Raw genomic sequence first — 22,216 nt, forward strand, 5'->3', positions numbered from 1 at the left:
GTTCGCCGTTTCTTATTTCCCGAAAACCGTTTGAAATAGCTCCTGCATCGCCGCCCACGATTGCCGGTCGGCATCGGCGTCGTAAGCGATCGGCAGGTTATTGGCCTTGCCCAGCCGGTCGGCGTCCGGATTACTGAAGCCGTGACGGACACCGGGATAGTTGACGAAGCGGTAATCGGCACCGGCTCTAGCCATTTCCGCCTGAAACGCGGTAATGCTGTCTGCAGTAACGAACTCGTCGGCGGCGCCGTTCAGCACCAGGATTTTGGCTTTGACTTTGCCGGGCTGGGCCGGGGTTTTGGTCGCCAGATTGCCGTGGAAACTGACCACGGCGGCCAAGTCGCCGCCCTGTCTGGCCATGTTTAACACCGTGGCGCCGCCGAAGCAGTAGCCTATTGCGGCAATTTTGCCCGGATCGACGCTTGGTTGTTGTTTCAGAAATTCCTCGGCGGCGGCGAAACGTTGTTCGGAGACGCCGGCCCGCTCGACCACGCTGGTCATGAATGCCGACGCCTCTGCCGCATGTTCGCTGAATTTGCCGTCGCCGTACATATCCACCGCCAGCGCGGTATAGCCCAGTTCCGCCAACATTTTCGCCCGCTGCTTGGCGTAATCGTTCAGGCCCCACCATTCGTGTACGACCAATACCCCAGGCTGCTTCTCGCCTTTGGCGTCGTCCCACGCCAAATAAGCTTTGAACGTGGTGCCGCCGGCCTGGTAGCTGACACTTTGTTCGTGCAATGCAGCTTGCAGCCCGGAACTGAAGAATAATGCCAAAAACAATAAGCGGGATATCATGTAGCTCTCCTGTTAGCGTAAAAAGGCTTACGGTTACACCGCTAACGGATATTGTCAATCGGCTGGGGAATGGCGTTGCTGCCTTCGGCCTGTAACAAAACCGTATAAGGCGAGCGTATGAAACAGAGCGGTTCCCGCCCAGTGTGGCGGCAAATTCCGGCCAGCGTTTGGGCCTTGGGCTGCGTCAGCCTGCTGATGGATATCTCGTCGGAGATGATTCATAGCTTGTTGCCGCTGTTCATGGTTTCGGTTTTGCATGCCAGCAGCCTCAGTATCGGCTTGATCGAAGGCGCGGCCGAGGCGACCGCGCTGATCGTTAAGGTGTTTTCCGGCACGCTCAGCGACTATCTGGGCAAGCGCAAGAGCTTGGCGCTGCTGGGTTACGGCCTCGGCGCACTGACCAAGCCGTTATTTGCGCTGGCCGCCAGCGCCGATATGGTGTTGAGCGCGCGCTTGTTGGACCGGGTCGGCAAGGGGATGCGCGGCGCACCGCGGGATGCGCTGGTGGCCGACGTGACGCCGACCGAAATTCGCGGTGCGGCTTTCGGGCTCAGGCAGTCGCTGGATACCGTCGGCTCTTTCCTCGGGCCGCTGCTGGCGGTTGGTTTAATGTTGGCATGGGCCGACGATTTTCGGGCGGTGTTTTGGGTAGCTGTCGTGCCCGGTGCACTGTCGGTAGCCATGTTGGCGTTCGGCGTCAAAGAGCCGACCAACGTCAAGCGTGCCAAGCGCGGCAATCCGATTCATCGCAGTAATCTTAAGCGATTGGGGCCGGAATATTGGTGGGTTGTGGCGATTGGCGCGGTGTTTACCTTGGCCAGGTTCAGCGAAGCGTTTTTAGTTTTGCGTGCGCAACAGGGCGGCATGGCGATCGCGCTGGTACCGTTGGTTATGGTGGCAATGAACGTGGTTTATTCGGCGACCGCATATCCGTTCGGGCGATTGTCGGACCGAATGTCGCACCGGACCTTGCTGGTATGGGGCTTGCTCGTGCTGATCGGCGCCGATTTGACCTTGGCATTCAGCGCCCGATGGGAGGTGACTTTGGCCGGAGTGGGCTTGTGGGGTCTGCACATGGGGATGACTCAAGGCTTGTTGGCGAAAATGGTCGCCGACACCGCGCCCGAGGATTTGCGCGGGACCGGGTTCGGGTTCTTCAATTTGGTCAGCGGAGTGGCGATGTTGCTGGCTAGCGTGCTGGCCGGTTTATTGTGGGATCGGCTGGGCGCGGAGACGACATTTTATGCGGGGGCTGGCTTTAGCCTGTTGTCTCTGGCGATGTTGTTTATGCGGCGGATTGCCGACCGCTAGGGCTGTTAACCCGCTACGGCAGGTTGATCGCCGGCCGTTCAAAGGCCGGCGAAGTAACGCGCGATCTGCCAAGGCGTGACGCCTATGCTGGTGGCATCTACTTGCGGGTGGTGCTGAAGGTGTAGGAACGGACGATGCCTTGCGGGTCGAAACGGATCAGCAAGTCTTGCGAGTCGGTGCCGCCGAACAAAGCGTACTTGTAAATGCCGTAGGTCCAGGTCGGTTTACCGTCTTCCATACCGGTGCGCCAAGGTGTACCGAACATTTCGGTAATGTCCTGCTTGCGGGTTTGGCCGATTTTGATTTCCGGCACGTGATTTGCTGCAAACTCCTGGCCGACCGTGAAACAACCGGTCAATTGTGTTGTCGATAAGGCGCTAACCAGCAATAGTGACGTTAACGTTAAAGTGCGCGGATTGAGTTTGACGAAATGGTTTTTCATAAGCATTGCCTTCAGGAAAATTGATGGTCTTAAACTAGCGTTTAACGGTTTATCTTAGCTGTTTCCGGTTGCCACCCGTAAACTTTTTAGCCAAAACCCGGATGCCCAGATGCTCACCCACGCCGATAGTTACTCTCTCGATTGCCTCAGATTCGATAACCGTTTCGTCCGCGAACTGCCGGGCGACACCGAACCCGATAATTTTCGCCGCCAGGTTTACGGCGCCTGTTACTCATTGGTGCAGCCGACGCCAGTGAAAAGCCCGCGATTGGTGGCTTATTCGGCCGAAGTGGCTGCCGAATTGGGTCTTTCGGACCAGGATTGCCTGTCCGAAGACTTCTGCCAAGTGTTTGCCGGCAACCGCCTGGCGGCCGGAATGCAGCCTTTCGCGATGTGTTACGGCGGCCACCAATTCGGCCATTGGGCCGGCCAGCTCGGCGACGGCCGGGCGATCAATCTCGGCGAAGCCGTCTGTCCCGACGGACGCCGCCGAACCCTGCAATTGAAAGGGGCCGGCCGGACGCCGTATTCGCGCAGCGCCGACGGTTTGGCCGTGTTGCGTTCCTCTGTTCGCGAGTTTCTGTGCAGCGAGGCAATGCACCATTTGGGCGTGCCGACCACTCGTGCGTTGAGTGTGGCTCTGACCGGCGAGAACGTGGTGCGCGACATGTTCTATGACGGCAATCCGCAATTGGAGCCGGGTGCCGTGGTGTGTCGGGTGGCGCCGTCTTTTACCCGCTTCGGCAATTTCCAGATTTTTACCGCCCGCGACGATTTGGAGTCGTTGAAGAAATTGGCCGACTATACGATCCGCAGCGACTTTCCGGACTTGGGCGAGCCGAGTCCTAAGGTGTATCTGCGTTGGTTCGAGGAAGTCTGCCGGCTCACCGCCGAAATGGTGGTGCATTGGCAGCGGGTCGGTTTCGTGCACGGCGTGATGAACACCGACAACATGTCCATTCTGGGTTTGACCATCGACTACGGTCCTTACGGCTGGTTGGAAAACTACGATCCGGATTGGACCCCGAATACCACCGACGCCCAAGGGAGGCGCTACCGTTTCGGCAATCAGCCGAAGATTGCCTACTGGAATCTGGTGCAACTGGCAAACGCGATTTATCCGTTAGTGATGCGTGTGGAAGCGCTGGAGCAGGCGTTGTTGACGTTTAGCGAAACCTTCGAAGCGGAATGGCGCGCCACGATGGCCGCCAAATTGGGCTTGAGCCGTTTCGATACGGACAATGACCAGGAACTGGTTAGCGATTTGTTACAACTGCTACAAGCCGCCGAAGTTGATATGACCCTGTTTTATCGGCAATTGGCAGCGCTCGATCCGTGCGACCCGGCCATTGCCGTTGCCGGTTTTCTAACGATGTTGGAAAACAACAGCTATGCGGCCATCGCAGAAGAGCAGCGCAATCGGGCGGTGGCGTGGTTCCAGCGATACTGCGAACGTAGCCGGCAGGATGCTAGCGATCGCGATGTCCGGCGGGCGCGGATGAATGCGGTAAATCCGAAATACGTGTTGAGGAATTATCTGGCACAGCTGGCGATAGACCAGGCGGAGCAGGGAGATTTCGATTTGGTCGGTGAATTGTTAGAGGTTTTGCGAAACCCCTACGCCGAACAGCCGGGCCGCGAGCGATTCGCCGAAAAACGGCCGGATTGGGCGAAGCAACGGGCGGGCTGTTCAATGCTGTCTTGCAGCTCTTGACAGTGGAACGGGCGATTTTTTCGCCCTGCTACTGTACTGAGTTGCCCGGCTGGCCTACTATTACCCTTTTTGGCTGAACTAACTCGGAGCAGAGCATGGCTCAAGAACTCGGCATTGTAAAACTAGTGAGCGGATCGGTCAGCGCCACGGCGGCCGACGGCAGTACCCGTGTATTGCAAACCGGCGACAAGGTGTTCGATACCGACATACTTGCTACCGCTGCCGGCAGCGCCATCGTGATTCAGCTGGCCGATGGCTCCACCGTGGATATGGGGGGCAATGACCGGATGCAACTCGGCGCGGTGTTGCAGGAGCAAGAACGGGAGGAGGCGGTTGTTGCGCAGAATCCGCCGCCGGCTGGTCCCTCTGTTGAAGATATTCAAGCAGCCTTGCTAGCGGGTGCCGATCCGACCCAAATTGCCGATCCGACTGCGGCAGGGGCTCCGGCTGCTGGCGCCGCAGGCGGCGGCGTTGCCGGTAACGAAGGCCATGTGCCGGTCAGCGTCGACTATCTGAATCCGGTGGCGCCGGTGACCAACGGTTTCGATACCACCGGCCCAAGTGTGGCATTCAACAATATCGTCCCGGAAGTGCTGTTACTAAACCCTGACACATTGTCGGGGGCGCAGATTACCGGCGGAAATCTGCCGCCGGTCGCGGCTAACGACAGCGTCAGCGGCATTCCTGTCGGTACCCCGGTCACACTTGACGTGCTGGGCAACGACAACGACCCGGACGGCAGCCTGAATCCGGCCAGCGTGACGATCGTCGGCAGCGGCGGCCCCGGCCAACCGCTGGTCGTAGCGGGCCAAGGCACCTGGAGCGTCAACCCGGCGACCGGCGCCATCACCTTTACCCCCGCCGCCGGCTTCACTGGCGACCCGACCCCGATCAGCTACACCGTAGCCGACAACCTGGGCCTGGTCTCGAACCCGGCCACGGTGACGGTCGACTACAACCGGCCGCCGGTAGCCGCGAATGACAGTGCCAGCGGCATCGCCGCCGGCACCCCGGTCACGCTCGACGTGCTGGGCAACGACAACGACCCGGACGGCAGCCTGAATCCGGCCAGCGTGACGATCGTCGGCAGCGGCGGCCCCGGCCAACCGCTGGTCGTAGCGGGCCAAGGCACCTGGAGCGTCAACCCGGCGACCGGCGCCATCACCTTTACCCCCGCCGCCGGCTTCACTGGCGACCCGACCCCGATCAGCTACACCGTAGCCGACAACCTGGGCCTGGTCTCGAACCCGGCCACGGTGACGGTCGACTACAACCGGCCGCCGGTAGCCGGGAATGACAGCGCCAGCGGCATCGCCGCCGGCACCCCGGTCACGCTCGACGTGCTGGGCAACGACAACGACCCGGACGGCAGCCTGAACCCCGCTAGCGTGACGATCGTCGGCAGCGGCGGCCCCGGCCAACCGCTGGTCGTAGCGGGCCAAGGCACCTGGAGCGTCAACCCGGCGACCGGCGCCATCACCTTTACCCCCGCCGCCGGCTTCACTGGCGACCCGACCCCGATCAGCTACACCGTAGCCGACAACCTGGGCCTGGTCTCGAACCCGGCCACGGTGACGGTCGACTACAACCGGCCGCCGGTAGCCGGGAATGACAGCGCCAGCGGCATCGCCGCCGGCACCCCGGTCACGCTCGACGTGCTGGGCAACGACAACGACCCGGACGGCAGCCTGAATCCGGCCAGCGTGACGATCGTCGGCAGCGGCGGCCCCGGCCAACCGTTGGTCGTAGCGGGCCAAGGCACCTGGACGGTCAACCCGGCGACCGGCGCCATCACCTTCACCCCGGACGCCGGCTTCACCGGCGACCCGACCCCGATCAGCTACACCGTAGCCGACAACCTGGGCCTGGTCTCGAACCCGGCCACGGTGACGGTCGACTACAACCGGCCGCCGGTGGCCGGGAATGACAGCGCCAGCGGCATCGCCGCTGGCACCCCGGTCACACTTGACGTGCTGGGCAACGACAACGACCCGGACGGCAGCCTGAATCCGGCCAGCGTGACGATCGTCGGCAGCGGCGGCCCCGGCCAACCGCTGGTCGTAGCGGGCCAAGGCACCTGGAGCGTCAACCCGGCGACCGGCGCCATCACCTTTACCCCCGCCGCCGGCTTCACTGGCGACCCGACCCCGATCAGCTACACCGTAGCCGACAACCTGGGCCTGGTCTCGAACCCGGCCACGGTGACGGTCGACTACAACCGGCCGCCGGTAGCCGGGAATGACAGCGCCAGCGGCATCGCCGCCGGCACCCCGGTCACGCTCGACGTGCTGGGCAACGACAACGACCCGGACGGCAGCCTGAACCCCGCTAGCGTGACGATCGTCGGCAGCGGCGGCCCCGGCCAACCGCTGGTCGTAGCGGGCCAAGGCACCTGGAGCGTCAACCCGGCGACCGGCGCCATCACCTTTACCCCCGCCGCCGGCTTCACTGGCGACCCGACCCCGATCAGCTACACCGTGGCCGACAACCTGGGCCTGGTCTCGAACCCGGCCACCGTCACCGTCGACTATATTCCAACCGTGGTAGCGACTAACGCGGTAGTCGACGAGACTAACGGCAATTTGGATCAGACAGGTGGCGCTGTATTAGTCGAGCCGACCGGCTCCGGATCTTTGTTGATCGACGGTCAGCCCCCTGTTTCGGTAACTTTGGCGGCGGCGGGAGCAACCTGGGACGCTGCCAGCAAAACGTTGGATACCAGTACCTATCGGATCACGGTGAATGCCGACGGTAGCTACGAGTTTGCGTTGAAGGGCGCATTGTCCCATCCCGGGGCGGCAGACGCCGCTTCGGCGCCAATCCAATACGATATTTCCGCGGTATTGACCGGAACGAACGGGGAAGTCGCGAATGCCGTTTTCCGGGTTGATGTTTACGACGACGGGCCAAGGGTAGCCAACAGCAATGGCCAGGTACAGAATGTTGCTCAGCCCGACCAAGTCTTGTCCGGCTTGATTGATTATGATTTGGGATTCGACGGTTTCGGAGCTTCCGGCGGCGTAACTTTAGTGAATAACAACGGTGCATTAACCTCGCGCGGAGACAGTATTTCTTATTTGGTTTTCGATAGCAACGGCGATAATTTGCAGGAGATTTACGCTTTTGTTGATAAAGGTGGTCTTACCACCGAGGCCAATTATCTTGATCAAAAGTCAATCGATCGTGCTGTGTTTTCTCTTGAGCCTACGGAGCCCGGGTCAGTTGACGGGGCTTACAAGTTGGTTCTGTACGATGTATTGGATATACCGGCTCCAACGTCGACAACGCTGACTTTTGAGAACGCCACGAGCGTTTCCGCATCGCAGATCGCCTTCGGAAGCTCGCTAGTGGTGCAGGGGAGCAACCTGGTGTTGAGTCCTGCCAATCATATCGGCGTCAACGACAATGCTTTGGATCGTGGTGAAACCTTGACCTTTAAGTTCGGTGGGGTGGTCAATGCAGTGCAAATGAACGATATCAATGCCGATCTCGCCGGTCCGGATCGATTTAGTTGGACTGCTTACAAAGACGGAGCCATCGTTGGTAGCCGAAATAATGTGACAATGCCTTCCGGCGGCTTTACCCCGGCCATTAACGTCAATGGTGGTTTCGATGCCCTGAAGATCGATATCACTGCGGGCAAGTTTGAACTGGGTGGGTTGAAATATCAGGCGGCAAGTTCGCAAACGCTGCAATTGAATTTCGGTTTCACTGCCACAGATGGTGATGGGGATAGTGTTAGCGGCAGCTTCAGCGTAAATGCCGGTAAACTACTCACGACGGGTGTTACGACGACATTACCTGAGCTACAACACGCCGATAGCCACGTTCATTAATCTGGCTAACCACCCCACATAAAAAAAACCGGCTTAAGCCGGTTTTTTTTGAGGTCGGGTTAGCTAAGTCAGCAGGATTTACGATATTTGCCGGTACCGAATACGCCCAACAAGCCGCCGGCAAACAGCCAAGCGGCGGCCGGCAGAGGTACGGCTGGCGTGTTATAGGTCAGTGTCGCTTTAACGAACGGCGGGAACTGGGCGGTGAAACCGTCAGCATGCAAGTTAAATTCAACGTCGCTCGATAAATTCAACCAAATGACAATTTTGTTGTCGCTGGTCCAGTTCACCAGATCGGCGCCATCCAGTACAAATTCTTGGCTCCATTCGACGACGTCTTGGTGGTGCGAATTGGAGACGATGCCGCCGAAATAAGGGGACGCATTATCCGGAAACGCGACGCCGTCAATGCTGAACGCGATGTTTTCCAGATCGGAGTTCTCGCTGTAGTCGCCGCGGGCGTGAATCCAAAGCGAGCCCTCGGTCAACGCTGCGAGTGGGGCGTTATCGATTATAAATTCGAAGCGTTGTCCGTCGGCGGTTTGCTGAAACGTTTGCGAAGTAAATGTAACCGTATTTGCTTGCGCGCTGGTCGCGGTCAGAAACAGTGCGGCTAAAGTGAGTAAAACTCGGCTACGCATCGGATTCTCCTTGTAAAATTTAGAACTAACGCAAATTCTAAGCGATGTCGTACTGCAAAGCCACTTGTACTTTTGGGCTGGTGAACAGTACGGCAGCGCTCAAGATGCTACCGACTCCGTTTCGGCCTCGTTGCCAACAAAGCCGAAACCGGCGCAAGTCACCGAATATAAGGCCGCGTCGGCGGATAAGCTGCCAAAAAAACATGCTGACACCGGCCTTTTCGGGTATCCTTTTCCGGCTATTTCCATGTTTCCTAGGTTCCGTAATGACCAACAATACCGACATTGCCGCCAAATACGATATTGATCCCGCAGAGACTCAAGAATGGATGGAAGCCCTGCAAGCGGTGATCGAAAAGGAAGGCAGCGAACGCGCCAGTTACCTGATCGAAACCCTGCTCAGCACCGCCAGACAAGCCGGTCTGGACATCCCTTTCTCCGCCAACACGCCCTATATCAATTCGATTCCGGTCGATAAGCAGCCCAAATTTCCGGGTAATACCGATATCGAACGGACCATCCGGTCATACGTTCGTTGGAATGCGATGATGATGGTGTTGCGGGCAAACAAGCATACCAATGTCGGTGGTCATATCGCCAGTTTCGCGTCGGCAATCACTTTGTACGATGTAGGGCAAAACCATTTCTGGAATGCCGCATCCGACAAACACGGCGGCGATTTGATTTTCTCGCAAGGCCACTCGGCTCCCGGAACCTATGCTCAGGCCTTCTTACTCGGTCGTTTGAGCGAAGAACAAATGGATAATTTCCGTCAGGAAGTCGGTGGTAACGGTTTGTCGTCTTACCCGCATCCGTGGTTGATGCCGGATTTCTGGCAATTCCCGACCGTATCGATGGGCTTGGGGCCGATCATGGCGATTTACCAAGCCCGTTTCATGCGCTATATGCAGGACCGCGGCATGGCCAATACCGAGGGCCGCAAAGTTTGGGCCTTCCTCGGCGACGGCGAATGCGACGAGCCGGAAACTCTGGGTGCCATCGGTATGGCCGGCCGTGAGAAGCTGGACAACCTGATCTTTGTCATCAATTGCAACCTGCAGCGCCTGGACGGCCCGGTGCGCGGCAACGGCAAAATCATTCAAGAACTGGAAAGCAATTTCCGCGGCGCCAACTGGAACGTAATCAAGGTGATCTGGGGTCGGCGTTGGGATGCGATTCTGGCGCGCGACAAACACGGGTTGATCGTCAAACGCATGATGGAATGCGTCGACGGCGACTACCAAACCTTCAAATCCAAGGACGGCGCTTATGTGCGTGAGCACTTCTTCAACAAGCCGGAACTGAAAGAACTGGTCAAGGATTACACCGACCGCGATATCTGGGAATTGAACCGCGGCGGCCACGATCCGATCAAGGTGTTTGCCGCTTACAATGCGGCAGCCAACCACCAAGGCCAGCCGACGGTCATTCTGGCCAAGACCATCAAAGGCTACGGCATGGGCGATTCCGGCCAGGCCCAAAACACCAGTCATCAGCAAAAGAAGATGAGCCTGGAGTCGATCAAGGGTATCCGCGACCGCTACCAACTGCCGATCAGCGACGAAGACCTGCCGAATCTGCCTTACATCCGTTTGGCGGAAGATTCCGAAGAACTCAAATACCTACGCCAGCGCCGCGCCGATCTGGGCGGTTATCTGCCGGCGCGGCGGGCAAAATCCTATTCGTTGGAAATCCCCGCGCTGTCCGCGTTCAAGGCTTTGCTGGATGGCACCGGCGAAGGCCATGAAATCTCGACGACGATGGCTTTCGTCCGCATCCTGAATATCCTGGTCAAGGACAAACAGATCGGCAAACGCGTGGTACCTATCGTGCCGGACGAATCGCGCACCTTCGGTATGGAAGGCATGTTCCGCCAATTGGGAATCTGGTCGCAGGTTGGCCAGTTGTACACGCCGCAAGATGCTGAACAGTTAATGTTTTACAAGGAAGACAAGCACGGCCAGGTGTTGCAGGAAGGCATCAACGAAGCCGGCGGCCTGTGCGACTGGATCGCGGCGGGTACGGCCTATTCGACTCACGGCACGCCGATGATTCCGTTCTTCATCTACTACTCGATGTTCGGCTTCCAGCGCGTCGCCGACTTGATTTGGGCCGCGGCCGACCAACGTACCCGCGGCTTCCTGTTAGGCGGCACCGCCGGCAGAACCACGCTGAACGGCGAAGGCTTGCAGCACGAAGACGGCCATAGCCATTTGATGTCGGCGACGGTCCCGAACTGCTATTCCTACGATCCGACCTTTGCCTGTGAGCTGGCGGTAATCATCCACGACGGCTTGCGCCGGATGTACGTCGAGCAGGAGGATATCTTCTATTACATCACCTTGATGAATGAAAATTACGACCAGCCGCCATTGGTCGAAGGCGCCGAAGCCGACATTTTGAAAGGCATGTATCTGTTCAAAAAGGGCCACAAGGGCAACAAGCCCAGAGTCCAGTTGTTGGGGTCAGGCACCATTTTCATCGAAGTGATTTTCGCCGCCCAATTGCTGCACGACGACTGGGGTGTCGACGCCGATCTGTGGAGTTGCCCCAGCTTTACCGAGTTGGCGCGCGACGGCCAAAGCTGCGAGCGTTGGAATCGTTTGCATCCGACCGAGAAATCGCGCGTGACCCACGTCGAACGCTGCCTGGACGATGCCAAAGGTCCGGTGATCGCTGCAACCGACTATATGCGCGCCTTTGCCGAACAGATTCGGCCCTGGGTAAAAAATCCCTACACTGTTCTGGGTACCGACGGTTTCGGCCGCTCCGATACCCGCGCCAATCTGCGTAAATTCTTCGAGGTGGATCGTTACCACGTTACCGTTGCTGCGCTGCAAGCTCTGGCGCGAGCTGGTGAGTTCGATGCTGCCAAAGTTGACGTGGCGATTGCGAAATATGGCATAAACCCTGATGCCAGCGCCCCCTGGTTGGTTTAACGGCTGAATTAACGGAATGCGTAGATGAGCTCTTTAGTTGAAGTAAAAGTCCCCGACGTCGGCAACGTGCCGGAAATCGATATTGTCGAAGTCTTGGTGCAACCCGGCGACGTGGTTGCGATCGAACAAACTCTGGCGGTGATGGAAACCGACAAGGCCACAATGGACCTGCCGTCCAGCGCGGCCGGTATCGTTAAGTCGGTCCATATCAAACCGGGCGATAAAGTCGCGGAAGGTACCTTGATCGTCACGGTCGAAGTCGGCGCCGCCGTTGCAGAGCCAGCTGCCGAAGTCGCGCCGGTGCCTGCCGCCGCCGAGCCGCCTCCGGCGCCGGTTGCGGAAGCGCCGAAAGCCGAACCGGCTAAAGCCGTGGCTGCCCCGGTAGCGCCGGTTGTTGCCAGCACCGAAGGTTATAAGCCGCATGCGACGCCGAGCGTACGCTTGTTCGCCCGCGAATTGGGCGTCGAGCTGAGCAAGATCCCGGCCGGCAGCGGCCGCAAAGGGCGGATCTTGCAGGAAGACGTGAAAAAATTCGTCAAGCAAATTATGACGTCCGGCGCCGCGGTAAGCGGTGGCGGCGCCGGCATTCCGGCCATCCCGGCGGTCGATTTCACTCAATTCGGCGAAATCGAAGAAAAGCCGTTAAGCAAAATCAAACGCCTGACTGGGCAAAATTTGACCCGGGTTTGGTTGAACCTGCCGTTGGTAACCTACCACGACGAAGTCGCGATCGACGAGATGGAAGAATTCCGCAAGGCAGTCAACGCCGGTCAAGGCAAAGACGGCATCAAAGTTACCGGCCTGGTGTTCATCATGAAAGCGCTGGTCGCGGCACTGCAGAAATTCCCATCTTTTAACAGCTCGCTATCTCCGGAAGGCGACAAGCTGTTCCTGAAAAAGTATTACCATCTCGGTATTGCGGTCGATACGCCAAATGGCCTGGTCGTGCCGGTCATCCGCGATGTCGATAAAAAAGGCATTTTTCAGTTGTCGCAAGAATTGGCCGAGCTCAGCGAATTGGCTCGCCAAGGCAAACTGAAACCGTCCGACATGCAAGGCGGTTGCATGACCATCTCCAGCCTCGGTGGCATCGGCGGCACGGCGTTCACGCCTATCGTCAACGCGCCGGAAGTCGCGATCTTGGGTGTGACCCGCTCCAAAGTGCAGCCGGTGTGGAACGGTAAGGAATTCGAGCCGAAACTGATGTTGCCACTGGACATCACCTACGACCATCGCGTCATCGACGGTGCCGAAGGCGCCCGATTCATGGAAGCCTTGAAAGCCAATCTGGCCGATATTCGCCGGCTGTTGCTGTAAAACCGGCCAAGTTGCCGCCCCGTTTATTTCCGCTCTGGAGTAAACGGGGCGGCGCTTTGTGGTAGAAGTTTATTCCACTCGTTCGGCATCGTCACGATCGACGGCACCGAACCTGCTCCGCTAAATTCTGAATTCCGCCGACCGGGCGTGCGCAGTCAAACTCTCGCCCCGCGCCAACACCGAAGCGATTTTTCCTAAATTCTGTGCTCCCGTTGCGGAGCAGTTGATCAGACTGCTGCGTTTTTGAAAGTCGTAGACGCCCAGCGGCGATGAATAACGAGCAGTACTCGAGGTGGGTAGCACGTGGTTGGGGCCGGCGCAGTAGTCGCCCAGGGCTTCGGCGGTGTAACGGCCCATGAAGATGGCACCGGCGTTGCGGATTTGCTCGGCTAAGGCTTCCGGATCGGCGACCGACAGCTCCAGATGTTCCGGCGCGATACGGTTCGCTACTTGTGCGGCTTGGTCCAGGTCGGCGACTTTGATAAAGGCGCCGCGGCCGGTCAATGAGGCTTTGATGATGGCGGCGCGCTCCATTTCCGGCAGCAGTTTATTGATGCTGGCTTCGACTTTTTTCAGGAAGTCGGCGTCCGGGCTGATCAGGATTGCCTGGGCGTTTTCGTCGTGTTCGGCTTGCGAGAACAAATCCATTGCGATCCAGTCCGGATCGGTTTGGCCGTCGCAGATGATCAGGATTTCGGACGGACCGGCGATCATATCGATGCCGACCTGACCGAACACCAGTTTTTTCGCCGTGGCGACATAGATGTTGCCGGGGCCGACGATTTTATCGACGGCCGGCACGGTTTCGGTGCCGTAGGCGAGTGCCGCAACGGCTTGAGCGCCGCCGATCGTGAATACCCGGTCCACGCCGGCGACGTAGGCCGCCGCTAGCACCAGCGGATTGGTTTCGCCGCCAGGTGTTGGCACTACCATGACCAATTCGCCGACGCCGGCGACTTTGGCCGGAATCGCGTTCATCAGCACCGACGAAGGGTAAGCGGCCTTGCCGCCCGGCACGTAGAGGCCGGCTTTGTCCAGCGGCGTCACTTTCTGTCCGAGCAGGGTGCCGTCCAGTTCGGTGTATTGCCACGACTGCAATTTTTGATGTTCCGCGTAGGCCCGTACCCGGTCCGCGGCGGTTTGCAAGGCAATCGCTTGTGTGCTGGGTAGCGTGTCCCAGGCTTGCTTCAGTGCCTCCTGGCTCAGTTCCAGTTCTTTGCCGGCCTTGAATGCGGTGCGGTCGAAACGGTTGGTGTATTCCAGCAAGGCCTGGTCGCCGCGTTTTTTGACATCGGCGATGATGTCCAACACCCGTTTATGGATTTCCAAATCGTCGCTGGCGTCCCACTCCAGGCGCGCCTGCAATTGTTTGGCGAAATCGGCGGACGAACTGTCCAGGCGTAACATTTTGATCGCAGCCATGGGGCTTACCTCTGCGCCAGCGTGGTTTCGAATTGGTCTATCAAGGCTTGAATGGCTTGGTGTTTCATTTTCATCGCCGCTTTATTGACCACCAGCCTGGAGGTGATGTTGGCGATCAGTTCGCGCGGCTCCAGGCCGTTGGCTTTTAACGTATTGCCGGTGTCCACCAAGTCGACGATGCAATCGGCCAGGCCAACCAGCGGCGCCAGTTCCATCGAGCCGTACAGCTTGATGATCTCGGCCTGCACGCCCAGGTCGGCAAAATAGCGTTGCGCGGTTTTGACGTATTTGGTCGCGACGCGTAAGCGGCCTTTGACCGGCGGCGCGCCGACCGGGCCGGCCGTCATCAAGCGACAGCCGGCGATGCCCAAGTCCAACGGTTCGTACAAGCTTTCCGCGCCGTGCTCCAGCAAGACGTCTTTGCCGGCGATGCCGAGGTCGGCGGCGCCGTACTCGACGAAGGTCGGTACGTCGGTGGCACGGATAATCACCAATTGCACGTCGTCGCGGGTGGTTTGCAGGATCAATTTCCGGCTTTTATCCGGATCGTCGATCGGCGTGATGCCGGCCTGTTGCAAAAACGGCAGGGCTTCTTCGTAAATTCGGCCTTTGGATACGGCGATGGTTAACATGGCTCGGGATGGGTTTTAGTTGGGAACGCGGCGGATCGTGGCGCCCAGTTGCGACAATTTTTCCTCGATATGGTCGTAACCGCGGTCGATATGGTAGATCCGGTCCACCAAGGTTTCGCCTTCTGCAATCAGGCCGGCCAGCACCAAACTGGCGGATGCGCGCAAGTCGGTAGCCATCACCGGCGCCGCTTTCAGACCTTCGTTGCCGGTGCAGATCGCGGTGTTGGATTCGAGTTTGATCTGGGCGCCCATGCGTTGCAATTCCTGCACGTGCATGAAGCGGTTTTCGAATACGGTTTCGGTAATCAGGCCGACGCCTTCGGCGACCGAGTTCAACGCCGTAAATTGGGCCTGCATGTCGGTCGGGAAAGCCGGATAGGGCGCGGTGCGCACTGTGACCGCTTTCGGCCGTTTGCCGTGCATGTTCAATTCGATCCAGTTTTCGCCGCAGGTGATGTCGGCGCCGGCTTCCTTCAGCTTAGCCAGCACGGCGTCCAACGTGTTCGGGTCGGTATTTTTCAAACGGACATGGCCGCGGGTGATCGCGCCGGCGACCAGATAGGTACCGGTTTCGATCCTGTCCGGCAGAATATCGTAATGCAGGCCGGGAACGCCGAGCTTTTCGACGCCTTCGACGGTCAGGATATCGGTGCCGACGCCGCTGATCTTGGCGCCCATTTTGTTCAGAAAATGCGCCAGATCGGTGACTTCCGGCTCTTTCGCGGCATTTTCGATGATGGTGATGCCGTCCGCCAGCGTGGCGGCCATCAGGATGTTTTCGGTGCCGGTCACGGTGATTTTATCCAACACCAAGCGGCAGCCTTTCAGACGCGTGGCCTTGGCGTGGATGTAACCGGCTTCCACGGTGATGTCCGCTCCCATCTTGATCAGCGAGTCGATGTGGATATCCACCGGCCGGGTGCCGATCGCGCAGCCGCCGGGCAGCGACACGTAAGCTTCCCCGAAACGGGCCAGCAACGGCCCCAGCACCAGGATCGAAGCGCGCATGGTTTTCACCAGTTCGTAAGGCGCTTCGTATTTGTGGATGGTGCTGGTGTCGACTTCGATGTTCATTTTCTCGTCGACGGTCAGGCCCACGCCCATTTGGCCCAGCAATTCCATCGTGGTGGTGATGTCGTGCAGGTGTGGAATGTTGCCGACGCTGACCGGTACTTCGGACAGTAGCGTCGCGGCCAGAATCGGCAGGGCGGCGTTTTTGGCGCCGGAAATCCGCAGTTCGCCGTGTAAGGGTTTGCCGCCGGTAATCAGTAATTTATCCATGAATGGTCTCGGGTAAGTGGGGCAGAACGCGGCTCAAGGCGCGCGGTTTGCAAAATATTCGGTTTCGTCGAAGCCGCTGAGTTTGGCCAATGCCAGTAATTGGGCTGGAACGTTCTTGAAAGACAATTTGACGCGGTTGCTACGGGCCTGCTTGATCCATTCGATCATCAACGCCAGACCGGCGCTGTCGGTCATGCCGACTAGCGACAGGTCGATGCAGATGCTGTCCATGCCTTTCAGAAAGTTGAAGGACTTCAGCGATTGCTTGTCGATGCTGGCAAAAGTCAGGTTGCCTTCCACGGTGTAATGCCCTGGGGCCTGTTCGGTGACGCTCAGTTTCGGCATCTATTTGCCTTCCGCCTTGTTCAGCATGAATTTGCCGATCATTTCTTCCAGAACGATGGCCGAGCTGGTGATGTCGAGCTGGCTCTTATCGTGCAGGTATTCTTCCGACGAGCCGGGGTCGATACTGATGTACTGCTCGCCCAACAGGCCGGCAGTATAAATGCTGGCGCCCGAATCCATCGGGATGTTGTCGTACTTGGATTCGATGCGCATTTCGACGATGGATTCGTGGCTGTTGCGATCCAGCCGGATCGACGATACCCGGCCAATGCGGACGCCGGCGATCGATACCGGCGATTTGACTTTCAGGCCGCCGGAGTTTTGAAAATGGGCAATCACCGTGTAACTGTCGTCACCGGTGTAGGTTCCCAGATTACTGACTTGTAAAGCCATGTAGAACAACGCGGCAATGCCGGAGGCGACAAAAAATCCGACCAGAGTATCCTGGGTCTTGGAATGCGGCATGTTAAATGTCTCCAAACATGAGTGCGGTTAAGATGAAATCCAGTGCCAATACCGAAAACGCCGAGTTGACCACGGTGCGAGTGGTGGCTCGGCTGACCCCTTCCGAGGTTGGGATGGCGTCGTAGCCTTCGAACAGGGCGATCCAGGATACGACGAAGCCGAACACGACGCTTTTGATTACGCCATTAACGATGTCTTCGCGAAAATCGATGCTGGCCTGCATTTGCGCCCAAAATGCGCCGTCGTCGACGCCGAGCATGCCGACGCCGACCAGATGGCCGCCCATGATGCCGATCGCGCTGAACAGTGCGGCCAGTAACGGCATGGCCAAAAAGCCGGCCAGAAAGCGCGGGGAGATGATGCGGTTGATCGGGTCGACCGCCATCATCTCCATACCGGACAGTTGTTCGGTGGCTTTCATCAGGCCAATCTCGGCGGTCAGCGCAGATCCCGCCCGGCCGGCGAACAATAAGGCGGAAACCACCGGCCCCAGTTCCCGGACCAGCGAAGCGGCGACCATTACGCCCAACGATTCTTCGGCGCCGAAGTCCGACAGGATGTTGAAGCCTTGCAAACCGAGCACCATGCCGACGAACAGGCCGGAAATGGTGATGATCAGAAACGACAGCACGCCGACCGAATACATCTGCTTCAGCAGCAAATTCGGGCGCGGCATTACTTCCCCGATGCCGGTCAGCGTATGCAGCAGAAAGAAAGTGCCGCGCCCCAATTTGGCAAAAGCGCTGCGCGTGGTTTTTCCCAGGGTTTGCAGTAATTCGAGCATCGCGTTCTCAAATAGGGCTTATTTGCCGGACAACAAGTCGTCCAGATAATCTGGAGCGGGGTAGTGGAAATGTACCGGGCCGTCGGCGTAACCGTTCATGAACTGTTCCACCCACTCCGAATCGGAGGCTGCCAATTGTTGTGGAGTCCCTTGGCCAATCACTTTTCCGCCAGACAGAACGTAGATGTAATCGGCAATCGCCGCGGTTTCCTGGACGTCGTGGGAGACGATGATGCTGGTCAGGCCGAGCGTGGTGTTCAAGGCTTTGATCAAATGCACCAACGCGCCCATCGAGATCGGGTCCTGGCCGGTAAACGGTTCGTCGTACATGATCATCATCGGGTCCAACGCGATGGCCCGGGCCAGAGCGACCCGGCGCGCCATGCCGCCGGACAGTTCGTTCGGCATCAGGCGGTGAGCACCGCGCAAACCGACGGCATGGAGTTTCATCAACACCAGGGTGCGGATCATCGATTCCGGCAGGTGGGTGTGCTCCCGCAGCGGAAACGCCACATTGTCGTAAACGTTCATGTCGGTGAGCAGGGCGCCGCTTTGGAACAGCATGCCCATCCGTTTGCGTAAATTGTACAAGTCGCGGGTCGGCAAACGATGAACATTCAAACCGTCGACATTGATTTGGCCGCGTTCGGGAGTCAGTTGGCCGCCGATCAGTTTCAGCAGTGTGGTTTTGCCGGTGCCGCTGGGGCCCATGATGGCGGTGATTTTGCCGCGTTGGATTTCGAGATCGATGCCGTCGAATATCTTTCTGGCGCCCCTGGAAAAGCTCAAGTTGCTGATTGAAACGATGTTGCTTTCCGGGCTTGCGCTAGTGGCCATCTGCTGTGATTACAGGAGTATCTGGTTTGGTAACAGGTTATTTTCTATGACTGGTCGCGAATAAGTCAATGACTTGGGGTGAAAAGTCGATCAAGAACATGCAATAATGATTCCTTTTTACTCAAGTGTGCGGAGTCGGTTTTCGGTGGGCGGCGATCAGAACATTCAGGCGTTGGCGTTGGCGGTGATTCAAACCGAAATGCAAGCCGTGGCAGCGTTGGCCGCGCGTATCGACCACCAGTTCGTTGCTGCTTGCCGTCTGTTACTGGCTTGCAAAGGCCGAGTAGTGGTTACTGGCATGGGCAAATCCGGACATATCGCCGGTAAAATCGCCGCAACTTTGGCCAGCACCGGCACGCCGGCGTTTTTCGTGCATCCGGGTGAAGCCAGTCACGGCGACTTGGGCATGATCACCCGTCAGGACGTGGTCTTGGCCCTGTCTAATTCCGGCGAAACCGGAGAAATTCTGACGATTTTGCCTATCATTAAGCGCCTGGGCGTGCCCTTGATTGCGTTGACCGGCAATCCCGGCTCGACGTTGGCAAAGTTTGCAACGGCGCACATCGATGTTGCAGTTGAACAAGAGGCTTGCCCGTTGGGTTTGGCGCCCACCGCCAGCACTACCGCGGCATTGGTGATGGGGGATGCCTTGGCCGTCTCTTTACTGGAAACTCGCGGATTTACTCGGGACGATTTCGCGCTATCGCATCCGGGCGGCAGTTTGGGTAAGCGATTGCTGTTGCAGGTCGGCGACATCATGCATCGTGGCGGCGAAGTGCCGGTGGTATCCGATATGGTGTTGGTCGGCGAGGCTTTGCTGGAAATGACCGGCAAAAAACTGGGAATGACTGCGGTGGTGGATGGCGACGGTCGCGTGGCTGGAGTGTTTACCGACGGCGATTTGCGGCGGATGCTGGAGAAAAACCTGGATGTGCACCTGACCCGGATTGCGGAAGTCATGACCCGGAATTGCAAGTCCGTCGACGAACGCATGTTGGCGGCCGAGGCGATGCAGATCATGGAGGCCAAAAAAATTAATGCCTTGTTGGTGGTCGACGAAAATAATAAGTTGCTCGGCGCATTGAATATGCATGATTTGTTGCGGGCCGGGATTGTTTGAAGCGTGAGCGGAAATGTTTGAATTAAGTCCTGAACAACTCGCCATCGTCCGCGAGCTCAAATTGTTGGTGTTGGATGTCGACGGCGTGCTGACCGACGGCCGTCTGTTTTTCGACGATGGCGGCAGAGAGTACAAATGCTTTCACGCCCGCGACGGCCACGGTATCAAGTTGCTGCGTCAAACCGGTGTCGAAGTCGCGGTCATTTCCGGCCGAAAATCCAATTCGGTGACGTTGCGGATGCAGGGGCTTGGCGTCGAGCATGTCTATCAGGGGCATGAAAACAAGCGAGCGGCTTTCGCCGACGTGTTGCAGCGATTGAATTTGCAGTCGCGGCAAGTGGCTTATGTCGGCGATGACGTTTTGGATTTGCCGGTCATGCGCCAGGTCGGGTTTGCCGTGGCGGTGCAGGATGCCAATTTTGCGGTGTTGGCACATGCGCATTGGCAAACCAAAGTCCCCGGCGGCTTGGGTGCCGTGCGCGAGGTGTGCGATTTGATCATGCATGCTCAAGGGACGCTGGATGGGGTGTTGCACAACTATTTATGACATCGCAGCGGAATTTTCAGATTTTTGTCTACGTCGGCTTGGCCGCTTTGTTGTCGTGGTGGCTGGTGCAGCTTAACGAACAGCGTGACGCCGAAATAAAAATTGCCGAAAATAGCCCGGATTTTTTCAGCGTCGGTTATTACAAAAAAGAGATGGATTTGGACGGCTTGCCGAAAAGCGAATTGTCGGCTGACAGAATGGAGCATTACAAGGCCGACGGCAGCACGCATCTGCAGCAGCCGGTCATGACGCTGTTCAATCCCAATCAAAAGCCATGGTCGATCAAATCCGAAACCGGAATCATGGCGGCGGACGGTGATAGTTTGCAGTTGAACGGCAAAGCTTATATCAATCGTGATGCATCGAAAACCAATTCGGCTTTAACCATTAACACATCGGATTTGCGAGTTAAACTCGCCAGTCATTTTGCAGAGACCCAAGCTTGGGCGGAAATCATCAGTCCCCCCAATAGAACGGAAGGGATAGGAATGGAGGCGACTTTCGTCAGTCCGATTCACCTGAAATTGTTGTCCAAAGTGAAAGGTCGCTATGAAATTAAGTAGAATAGTGGGGGTAGGCCTGTTTTTGTCGGCGGGGCTTGCGTTCGGTTTGGAGTCGGATTCCGAGCAGCCTGTTTATATCGATTCCAATAACGCCGTTTACGATGAAAAAAGCCAGATCAGTACCTACACCGGTAATGTGGTGGCGACCCAGGGCAGTATCAGAATCGACGCCGACCAGTTGGTGGTGCATCTGAAAGACGGCGCTATCACCAAACTGGTGGCGACGGGTAAGCCGTCCCGTTTCAAACAATTGCCGGCCGTGGGTAAGGAAGAAATGCACGGCGAGGGTTTGATCAACGAGTTTTATCCGGACAAGAATTTGTTGATCTTTATGAAAAATGCTTCGGTTTGGCAGGGTGATGCCAAACAATCCAGCGAGTACATAGAGTACGATACCAAAAACTCGTTGTTGAAAGCCGGTGAGTCCAATTCCGATGGCAAGCGGGTGCACTCGGTGATTCAGCCCAAAACCAAGAAGGCCCAATAGTGGCGCGCTTGGTGGCAACCGAGTTGTACAAGCGGTACAGCTCACGCAACGTCGTCGATGGCGTCAGTTTGCAGGTCGATACCGGCGAGGTGGTGGGCTTGCTCGGCCCTAACGGCGCCGGTAAAACCACTAGCTTCTACATGATGGTGGGGCTGGTGAAGGCGGACAGAGGCGATATTTTTCTCGACGACCAACGGATTACGCTGCATCCGATGCATCGGCGGGCAAGATTGGGGATAGGCTATCTAGCCCAGGAAGCATCGGTATTTCGTAAGCTCAGTGTCGCCGACAACTTGCGCGCGGTACTGCAGATTCGTGACGATTTGACCGATGGCCAGATCGAACTGGTCATCGACGAATTGTTGGGGGAGTTCGGTATCGGCCACTTGCGCAACCAGTTGGCATTGGGGCTGTCGGGCGGCGAGCGGCGGCGGGTCGAGATTGCCCGGGCTTTGGCCAGCGAACCGCAGTTTATTTTGTTGGACGAACCGTTTGCCGGCGTCGATCCGATCTCGGTTTTGGAATTGCAAAAAATTATCGCGCATCTGAAGCAGCGCGGTATCGGTATCCTGATCACCGAGCATAAAGTTAGGGAAACATTGGAAATATGCGATCGCGCCTACATCTTGAACGAAGGCAAGGTTATCGCCGAAGGGCAATCCCGCCAACTTGTCGAGAACGACGAGGTGCGCAGAGTGTATCTGGGCGAAAAATTCAGTTTATAAAATCCGAGTA

At 57.7% G+C, this 22,216-nt stretch carries 20 protein-coding genes; 10 read left to right on the plus strand and 10 right to left on the minus strand.

Annotated elements, in window-relative coordinates; genetic code table 11:
- Positions 1-12: 12 nt before the first annotated feature.
- Positions 13-798: a dienelactone hydrolase family protein gene (locus PL263_RS16655; protein ID WP_278210433.1), complete on the minus strand. Its 786-nt coding sequence runs from the start codon at positions 796-798 to the stop codon at positions 13-15.
- 117 nt (positions 799-915) lie between these two features.
- Here PL263_RS16655 and PL263_RS16660 point away from each other — a divergent pair, with 117 nt between their 5' ends.
- The gene (locus tag PL263_RS16660; RefSeq protein WP_278210434.1) at positions 916-2,109 is read left to right on the plus strand and encodes an MFS transporter; all 1,194 of its coding nucleotides are present in this window, start codon (positions 916-918) and stop codon (positions 2,107-2,109) included.
- Between the two features lie 97 nt (positions 2,110-2,206).
- On the opposite strand, the gene PL263_RS16665 is transcribed toward PL263_RS16660, so the two are convergent.
- Positions 2,207-2,551: an outer membrane protein assembly factor BamE gene (locus PL263_RS16665; protein ID WP_278210435.1), complete on the minus strand. Its 345-nt coding sequence runs from the start codon at positions 2,549-2,551 to the stop codon at positions 2,207-2,209.
- A 109-nt stretch (positions 2,552-2,660) separates the two neighbouring features.
- Here PL263_RS16665 and PL263_RS16670 point away from each other — a divergent pair, with 109 nt between their 5' ends.
- Entirely contained in the window at positions 2,661-4,265 is a 1,605-nt protein-coding gene (locus PL263_RS16670) for a protein adenylyltransferase SelO (RefSeq protein WP_278210436.1), read from the plus strand.
- Positions 4,266-4,360: 95 nt separating this feature from the next.
- Complete coding sequence (locus tag PL263_RS16675) at positions 4,361-8,101, plus strand: retention module-containing protein (protein WP_278210437.1); 3,741 nt, start codon at positions 4,361-4,363, stop codon at positions 8,099-8,101.
- A 68-nt stretch (positions 8,102-8,169) separates the two neighbouring features.
- Here the strand turns inward: PL263_RS16675 and PL263_RS16680 are convergent, their stop codons facing one another.
- Complete coding sequence (locus tag PL263_RS16680) at positions 8,170-8,742, minus strand: VPLPA-CTERM sorting domain-containing protein (protein WP_278210438.1); 573 nt, start codon at positions 8,740-8,742, stop codon at positions 8,170-8,172.
- Positions 8,743-9,008: 266 nt separating this feature from the next.
- Here PL263_RS16680 and aceE point away from each other — a divergent pair, with 266 nt between their 5' ends.
- Positions 9,009-11,681: a pyruvate dehydrogenase (acetyl-transferring), homodimeric type gene (aceE, locus tag PL263_RS16685; RefSeq protein WP_278210439.1), complete on the plus strand. Its 2,673-nt coding sequence runs from the start codon at positions 9,009-9,011 to the stop codon at positions 11,679-11,681.
- 24 nt (positions 11,682-11,705) lie between these two features.
- A complete protein-coding gene (aceF, locus tag PL263_RS16690; RefSeq protein ID WP_278210440.1) occupies positions 11,706-12,998 on the plus strand; it encodes a dihydrolipoyllysine-residue acetyltransferase in 1,293 nt (430 codons plus the stop codon).
- A 120-nt stretch (positions 12,999-13,118) separates the two neighbouring features.
- Here the strand turns inward: aceF and hisD are convergent, their stop codons facing one another.
- The 7 genes from hisD to PL263_RS16725 are packed head-to-tail and all read right to left on the minus strand — an operon-like array spanning position 13,119 to position 18,764.
- Positions 13,119-14,420 (minus strand): histidinol dehydrogenase, encoded by a 1,302-nt coding sequence (gene hisD, locus PL263_RS16695; protein WP_278210441.1) that lies wholly within the window; start codon positions 14,418-14,420, stop codon positions 13,119-13,121.
- A gap of 5 nt (positions 14,421-14,425) precedes the next feature.
- Complete coding sequence (hisG, locus tag PL263_RS16700) at positions 14,426-15,052, minus strand: ATP phosphoribosyltransferase (protein WP_140911477.1); 627 nt, start codon at positions 15,050-15,052, stop codon at positions 14,426-14,428.
- A gap of 15 nt (positions 15,053-15,067) precedes the next feature.
- Positions 15,068-16,333, minus strand: a complete 1,266-nt coding sequence (gene murA, locus PL263_RS16705; RefSeq protein ID WP_140911476.1) for a UDP-N-acetylglucosamine 1-carboxyvinyltransferase — start codon at positions 16,331-16,333, stop codon at positions 15,068-15,070.
- Positions 16,334-16,366: 33 nt separating this feature from the next.
- Positions 16,367-16,678: an STAS domain-containing protein gene (locus tag PL263_RS16710; RefSeq protein WP_140911475.1), complete on the minus strand. Its 312-nt coding sequence runs from the start codon at positions 16,676-16,678 to the stop codon at positions 16,367-16,369.
- The gene (gene mlaD / locus PL263_RS16715) at positions 16,679-17,143 is read right to left on the minus strand and encodes an outer membrane lipid asymmetry maintenance protein MlaD (protein WP_140911474.1); all 465 of its coding nucleotides are present in this window, start codon (positions 17,141-17,143) and stop codon (positions 16,679-16,681) included.
- Between the two features lies 1 nt (position 17,144).
- The gene (gene mlaE / locus PL263_RS16720) at positions 17,145-17,927 is read right to left on the minus strand and encodes a lipid asymmetry maintenance ABC transporter permease subunit MlaE (protein WP_140911473.1); all 783 of its coding nucleotides are present in this window, start codon (positions 17,925-17,927) and stop codon (positions 17,145-17,147) included.
- 18 nt (positions 17,928-17,945) lie between these two features.
- Positions 17,946-18,764, minus strand: a complete 819-nt coding sequence (locus PL263_RS16725) for an ATP-binding cassette domain-containing protein (protein WP_140911472.1) — start codon at positions 18,762-18,764, stop codon at positions 17,946-17,948.
- A gap of 106 nt (positions 18,765-18,870) precedes the next feature.
- Between PL263_RS16725 and PL263_RS16730 the strand changes: the two genes are divergently transcribed.
- The 5 genes from PL263_RS16730 to lptB are packed head-to-tail and all read left to right on the plus strand — an operon-like array spanning position 18,871 to position 22,206.
- Positions 18,871-19,884 carry a KpsF/GutQ family sugar-phosphate isomerase gene (locus tag PL263_RS16730; RefSeq protein ID WP_278210442.1) on the plus strand — a complete coding sequence of 338 codons (1,014 nt, stop codon included), beginning with the start codon at positions 18,871-18,873 and terminating at the stop codon, positions 19,882-19,884.
- Between the two features lie 13 nt (positions 19,885-19,897).
- The gene (gene kdsC, locus PL263_RS16735; RefSeq protein WP_278210443.1) at positions 19,898-20,431 is read left to right on the plus strand and encodes a 3-deoxy-manno-octulosonate-8-phosphatase KdsC; all 534 of its coding nucleotides are present in this window, start codon (positions 19,898-19,900) and stop codon (positions 20,429-20,431) included.
- Positions 20,428-20,994 carry an LPS export ABC transporter periplasmic protein LptC gene (gene lptC / locus PL263_RS16740; RefSeq protein WP_140911469.1) on the plus strand — a complete coding sequence of 189 codons (567 nt, stop codon included), beginning with the start codon at positions 20,428-20,430 and terminating at the stop codon, positions 20,992-20,994. The genes kdsC and lptC overlap by 4 nt, the downstream gene beginning before the upstream one ends.
- The gene (lptA, locus tag PL263_RS16745) at positions 20,981-21,481 is read left to right on the plus strand and encodes a lipopolysaccharide transport periplasmic protein LptA (RefSeq protein ID WP_278210444.1); all 501 of its coding nucleotides are present in this window, start codon (positions 20,981-20,983) and stop codon (positions 21,479-21,481) included. The genes lptC and lptA overlap by 14 nt, the downstream gene beginning before the upstream one ends.
- The gene (gene lptB / locus PL263_RS16750) at positions 21,481-22,206 is read left to right on the plus strand and encodes an LPS export ABC transporter ATP-binding protein (protein WP_140911467.1); all 726 of its coding nucleotides are present in this window, start codon (positions 21,481-21,483) and stop codon (positions 22,204-22,206) included. The genes lptA and lptB overlap by 1 nt, the downstream gene beginning before the upstream one ends.
- The last annotated feature ends 10 nt before the right edge of the window (positions 22,207-22,216 follow it).

The organism is Methylomonas sp. EFPC3 (genome assembly GCF_029643245.1).
Taxonomy (GTDB): Bacteria; Pseudomonadota; Gammaproteobacteria; order Methylococcales; family Methylomonadaceae; genus Methylomonas; species Methylomonas koyamae_B.